This window comes from uncultured Methylobacterium sp., assembly GCF_964251405.1.
In the GTDB taxonomy this organism is placed as follows: Bacteria; Pseudomonadota; Alphaproteobacteria; order Rhizobiales; family Beijerinckiaceae; genus Methylobacterium.
Genome location: NZ_CAXUJR010000034.1, coordinates 1 through 3,772 on the forward strand (window position 1 = coordinate 1; position 3,772 = coordinate 3,772).

A 3,772-nucleotide genomic window follows, 5' to 3' on the forward strand; every position below is an offset into this window, starting at 1 on the left:
CGCGCCTGCCGGCGCGCTCGCGCCAGAGGCCCCGTCGCGCTACACTCCCGCGCAGGGACTTCCGGCACGAGGGCTCACCATGGGCGACGCCTCCCAACAGTTCGAGATGATGAGCCTCGACGATTTCGAGGAGATGCTCGCCGACAAGCCGCGCAACGAACGCTGGGAGCTGATCGGCGGCCGGGTCGTGCGCATGATGGTCGGCGCGCGGTGGGAGCACGCACGGATCGTCCAGAACATCGCCTTCAACCTCGAACGGGGTTTCCGCAGCGATGGCTCGTCCTGCCAGACCTTCACCGAAACGTTCTTCATGAAGAACCGGGCGCTCGACGCGGCGATGCTGCCGGACGTGCTCGTGGTCTGCGGCGACCTCGAACCCGGCGCGACCTCGGTCGACGACGCCAAGGTCCTGTTCGAGGTGCTCTCGCCGGGCACCGAGGCGCGCGACCGTTTCGAGAAGTGGCGCGTCTACCAGCAGCTCGCGTCGCTGCAGCACTACGTCCTCGTCACCCGCGACCGCGCGCGTGTGGAAGCGTTCGACCGGACGGAGGGCACCTGGAACGGGTATCGCGCCCTCGACGGCCTCGACGCGACCCTCGATCTGCCGGCCATCGGCGCGTCGCTCACCCTGCGGGACATCTACCGCAGGGTGATCGCCGACTGACGGACGCCGGGGACGGGTCTACTCGGCTTCCGGCGCGATCGGCTCGAGGCCGCCGATGTGTCGCTGAGCGTAGAGCGGCAGGCCGATCTGCTGGATCAGGGTCTGCTGCGTCTCGAGGAAGTCGATATGGCCCTCCTCGTCCTCGGCCAGGTCCTCGAACAGCCGCTTCGAGACGCGGTCGTTGATCGAGTCGCAGTACTTCGCCGCTTCGAGGTAGAGCGCGCGCGCCTCGTTCTCGGCGGCGAGATCGCAGGAGATAATCTCTTCGACGTTCTGGCCGATCCGCAGCGGATCGAGTTCCTGCAGATTGGGGAAGCCGTCGAGGAACAGGATGCGGTCGACGAAGCGGTCCGCGTGGTTCATCTCCTCGATCGATTCCTTGCGCCAGAACTTGGCGAGGTCGATGTAGCCCCAATCGTTGAGCATGCGGAAATGCAGCCAGTACTGGCTGACCGCGGTCAGCTCGCTGCGCAGGCCCCGGTTGAGGTACTCGACGACCTTGGCATCACCCTTCACGACCCGTCTCCCTGAAAACGCCGGCGCGGATCAGGAGACGGGCGAGCGGTGGCTCACGCGGCGATCTCCTCCTCCGCCTGCGCGACCTTGACCAGAGAGCAGCCCGTTGCGCAACCCGTGGAGCAGGCATGCGCGGCATCGGCGAGCGCGGTTTCCATGATGGCGCGAATGGTCCGGGCGCATCGGCCGCATTTGGGGCTGCAGCCGAGGCAGGCATGGACCTGAGCCGGCGTGCGCGGGCAATCGGAGCCGCGGTTGAGGCAGGCGCGCACGGCGCCGTCGGACAGGACGTTGCAGGAACAGACGATCATCGCGCCGCTCCTAGCCGAACCAGGCGGCACGTAAGGCGGACGAGATACTTGTGCGCAGTCCTTTTCTCAGCACCGACATCCACTTGCCCGTCTTTTTAGAATTATTGAAAACTGCTTTATTCTCAACAACTTAACTCAAGCCTTTTCAGCGCGCAAGCTCGCGCAGGCCAAGCCGGATCAGCACCTTGGCCTCGGCCCCCTCCCCGGCTTCGCGCAGGGCCGCGGCGATGGCGCCCGAGGCCTGGACCGGGGCGTAGCCGAGGTTGACCAGCGCCGAGACTGCATCCGCAGTGGCCTGCGGCGCGGTGCGATCCTCCACCGCGCCGGCGAGCGCGATCACGGACGGGTCGAGTGCGGCGAAGGCGGGAGCCTTGTCCTTCAGTTCGGCCACCAGGCGGGCAGCGAGCCTAGGGCCGACGCCGGGCGCCCGGCTGATCCCCGTGCGGTCACCGGTGGCGATGGCGGTGGCGAGCGGACCGGGCTCCAGAACCGAGAGCACGCCGAGGGCCACCTTGGCGCCCACCCCCTGCACGCCCTGGAGCAGGCGGAACCACTCGCGCTCGGCATCCGAGCGGAAGCCGTAGAGGCGGATCATGTCCTCGCGGACATGCGTGTCGATGGAGAGGGTGGCGGGTTCGCCTTCCTTGCCGAGGCGCTGCAGCGTGCGGGCCGAGCAATGCACGACGTAGCCGACGCCATTGACGTCGAGGATGACGAAATCCTCTCCGAAGGAATCCACGACGCCCTTGAGCTTGCCGATCATCGCCTGGGTCCGTGCCGGGGAGAAGGCCTGTGCGCCGAAAGCGCCGGGGCCGAGAGGCTGCCTACAGGCCCGCAGCGCCGGACGCCACCGGCGGCCCGATCGTCCCGATCTGCCGATCCGACCCAGCTCGTCCTCCCAGCCCCTCCCTCGCCGGTCACCATCCGGTCCGGTATGGCGCCCGCGCCACAGCCAGGCGCACGCGATCCCGCCGTTAACGAGCCAGTTACCATCGCGGAATACGGCCTCGAAGACATCAGGCGCGATGGGCGCCCGTCGAGCACAGACCATGACGGCCGCCGAACTCGTCGAAGCATCTTGGAACGCCGCCCAGGCTCATCTCGACATCTTCGGCATGGCCGGCCTTTGTCTCGGCTTTGCTGCCGGAATCATGCCGCGACGGAGCTGGATGCTGCTCGCTTCGGCGGCCTGCGCAGCTTGCTTCGGCGTTCATTTCCTCAACCTCGGCGCGCTCACCGGCACGGCGATGTGCGTCATTTCGGTGGTGCAGAACCTCGTCTCGGCCCAGGCCATCGGACCTGAACGGCGAGCGCCCTTCGTCGCGCCGCTGTTCGCCGCGACGAGCCTCGTGGCGGCGTGGCTCACGCTGACGACTTGGAACGGCTGGCCCTCGGCCTGCGCCGGGCTCGGCGCCCTGCTGGCGACCACGGCGCGCCTGCAGGGCGACGCCCGCGTGATGCGCGGCCTGTTCCTCGGTGCCAGCCTGGCCTGGGCGGGACATAACCTCCTCGTCGGCTCGGTCTTCGGGCTTACCTGCGATGTCCTGACCTTGTCGGGCCTCACCATCGCGCTCCTTCGCTCCGAGCGTCCGATCTGGGCGCGCAGGCAGGCCGACATCGTCGTTCCGTAGCAGGTCGTGAGAGCCCGGCGCTTCAACGATCGTCCCCTTCCCCCGCGCCTCAACCCTTGGCAAGGGCGGCTGCGATGCGTGCGGCGGCGAGACCGCTGGCTGGCGCTGCGTGGCTGCGCACGATCGCCTGCCTTCCGCGATGGCTGGCATGGGTGACGGCGATGGCGAGAGCGTCCGCCGCGTCGGCCGTCTTGAACGTGGCCTTGGGCATCAGGAACTTCACCATGGCCTGGATCTGAGCCTTCTCGGCATGGCCCGAGCCGACCACCGTCTTCTTCACGAGGTTTGCGGCGTATTCGAAGACCGGCAGGCCGGCGAGTGCGGGAACGAGGAGAGCGATGGCGCGGGCATGCCCGAGCTTGAGCGTCGCCTGCGCGTCCTTGTTGACGAAGGTCTCCTCCACCGCGACCTCGTCGGGGGCGAGGTCGCGCACCACCCCGGTGATGCCCTCGTGCAACTCGCGCAGGCGCAGGGCCAGAGGCAGATCACCGTCCGACGTGACGACTCCGCATTCGACGAAGGTGAGCTTGGCGCCGATCACCGAGATCACCCCCCATCCGGTGCGGCGAAGGCCCGGATCGATGCCGAGGATGCGGGTGGAGGTCGGGGTTGCCATCGGTGTCCCTGATGCGCGTGGTCGGCGCAGTCGA

Annotated in this window: 6 protein-coding genes; 2 read left to right on the forward strand and 4 right to left on the reverse strand. The window is 68.1% G+C overall.

Annotation, left to right across the window (positions count from 1 at the left end; genetic code table 11):
• The coding region (locus tag ACFE7U_RS08500) for a Uma2 family endonuclease (protein ID WP_375409297.1) at window positions 1-664 on the forward strand (664 nt) is incomplete at its 5' end.
• An 18-nt stretch (window positions 665-682) separates the two neighbouring features.
• Here ACFE7U_RS08500 and bfr read toward each other — a convergent pair.
• From bfr to ruvA, 3 genes are all read right to left on the reverse strand, one after another.
• The gene (gene bfr, locus ACFE7U_RS08505) at window positions 683-1,180 is read right to left on the reverse strand and encodes a bacterioferritin (protein WP_375409298.1); all 498 of its coding nucleotides are present in this window, start codon (window positions 1,178-1,180) and stop codon (window positions 683-685) included.
• Window positions 1,181-1,233: 53 nt separating this feature from the next.
• Window positions 1,234-1,491: a bacterioferritin-associated ferredoxin gene (locus tag ACFE7U_RS08510; RefSeq protein ID WP_375409299.1), complete on the reverse strand. Its 258-nt coding sequence runs from the start codon at window positions 1,489-1,491 to the stop codon at window positions 1,234-1,236.
• Between the two features lie 145 nt (window positions 1,492-1,636).
• Window positions 1,637-2,254: a Holliday junction branch migration protein RuvA gene (gene ruvA / locus ACFE7U_RS08515; RefSeq protein WP_375409300.1), complete on the reverse strand. Its 618-nt coding sequence runs from the start codon at window positions 2,252-2,254 to the stop codon at window positions 1,637-1,639.
• 286 nt (window positions 2,255-2,540) lie between these two features.
• Here ruvA and ACFE7U_RS08520 point away from each other — a divergent pair, with 286 nt between their 5' ends.
• Window positions 2,541-3,122, forward strand: coding sequence for a YgjV family protein (locus ACFE7U_RS08520; RefSeq protein WP_375409301.1), 582 nt, complete (start codon window positions 2,541-2,543; stop codon window positions 3,120-3,122).
• A 49-nt stretch (window positions 3,123-3,171) separates the two neighbouring features.
• On the opposite strand, the gene ruvC is transcribed toward ACFE7U_RS08520, so the two are convergent.
• Window positions 3,172-3,738, reverse strand: coding sequence for a crossover junction endodeoxyribonuclease RuvC (gene ruvC / locus ACFE7U_RS08525; protein ID WP_375409302.1), 567 nt, complete (start codon window positions 3,736-3,738; stop codon window positions 3,172-3,174).
• Between the last annotated feature and the right edge of the window lie 34 nt (window positions 3,739-3,772).